This is a genomic window from Arthrobacter sp. NPDC093125, from assembly GCF_044754225.1.
Lineage (GTDB): Bacteria > Actinomycetota > Actinomycetes > Actinomycetales > Micrococcaceae > Arthrobacter.
This window is the reverse complement of the sequence record NZ_JBIVOQ010000028.1, coordinates 1-1484: the sequence shown is the minus strand read 5'-3', so window position 1 is coordinate 1484 and position 1484 is coordinate 1. Positions and strand designations below refer to the sequence as shown.

The 1484-nt window shown below is 64.5% G+C and carries 1 protein-coding gene and 2 pseudogenes; all 3 read left to right on the top strand.

The genetic code is table 11. From position 1 onward, the window contains the following. A partial coding sequence (locus ACIP9X_RS21780; protein ID WP_400481829.1) for an MBL fold metallo-hydrolase occupies positions 1 to 311 on the top strand: 311 nt, incomplete at its 5' end. 178 nt (positions 312 to 489) lie between these two features. Beyond that, positions 490 to 1053, top strand: a pseudogene (locus ACIP9X_RS21775) (glycosyltransferase); the annotation flags it as partial. Positions 1054 to 1245: 192 nt separating this feature from the next. After that, positions 1246 to 1484 (top strand): annotated as a pseudogene (locus ACIP9X_RS21770) (hypothetical protein); the annotation flags it as partial.

Here is a 1484-nt window from a genome sequence, read left to right as displayed (position 1 = left end):
ACGCCGAACTGGCCGACGGTGACGTCTTCGAAGTCGGCGGCGCGACCCTGGAGGCGATCCACACCCCCGGCCACTCACCGGGCTCCACCTGCTTCTACCTCGCATCCGAGGGCACCGTGTTCACCGGAGACACCCTCTTCAACGGCGGCCCCGGCGCCACCGGACGCTCCTACAGCGACTACCCCACCATCCTGACCTCCATCCGCGAACGTTTGTTGCCGCTTCCGGCCGAGACGGTGGTCCGCACCGGCCATGGCGACAACACCACAATCGGTGCCGAACGGGAAACGCTGGCACAGCTGAACCACTGACGCCGGGCAGGCAACCAGCGGCCAGCCAACACAACGGGCTCGCCTTACCAAGGTGATGCTGCGAACGGCCTCCGTCCTGCAGGGCGGGGGCCGTTCGTGTCCCTAAGCCCGGACTGTGTACACCCCTGCTGCCGGAGGAGCTTGCTGCGGTGCAGACGTTCTAAAGCGTCACGCGCATGTGCATCCCATGGTCGTCGAGGTAGACCGGATCCGGCTGCGGCAGCCGCACAGGCATTACGACCTCATCCACGCCCACAATTGGGTTTCCGGAGTCGTCGGCATAGAGCCATCCGGAGAGTGGAATGTGCCGTTGGTGCACAGCACGCACACAATGGCGAAGGTCAAGAACCTCGTGTTGCAGCGCGGCGAGAAGCTCGAGCCGCAGCGCCGGGAGGACTGCGAATACCGGATCGTCGACGGCGCCACCCTACTGATTGCCAACACCGGCGCCGAGGCCGCCGAACTGGTGTTCCACCACGACGCGGACGCGGACCGGATCGACGTCGCCGTCGCCGTCGCCGTCGAGGACGGCGTTACCGGGCTGCTGGTGGACGGGCATGCTGCCGCCGACTGGGCGGTCGCCCTGGAAGCGCTGTACGACGATCCCGCCAGACGGAAGCGTATGGGTCACACGGCGTCCGTCCACGCACTGTCTTCCGGATGGCAGCGCGCCACCATGATCGAGAGCTACCGTACGGCCGTGCAACAGCACTCGGCCCGCGCGGAACTCCTGGCCATGTAATCCTGCGCCGGCGCTGCTTCCATGCAGACGCTGCTTCCCTTACCGGTGACCCCTTAAACCGGCCGCTCCCCCACCCGAAGGTGAGGGAGCGCGCTGACAAATCTTGCAGGAAGTGAGAGAGCGTCGGAATAGAACCCCTCTAGGTCAGGCTGGTTGTGAGTCAGTCAGTGATTGAAGAGAGCAGGAGCAGCCATGACTGTTGGTCCGCGGGGTATTAGCCGCGATGAAATTCGGGAATTGGTGCATGAGTACTACGTGCAGCCGTACGGGACCAGGAAGCAATGGCTTGCCTCTCAGCCAGTGACTGAGTGGACGTTCCGGCGGTGGCGGAAGATGATGCAGGAGGGTGACCTCGACCGGAATCTGATTCCACGAGAGCATGGGAATATGGCCCGCACGAATGGCGAGTGGTCCGCGTTTGAGAGAGCGCG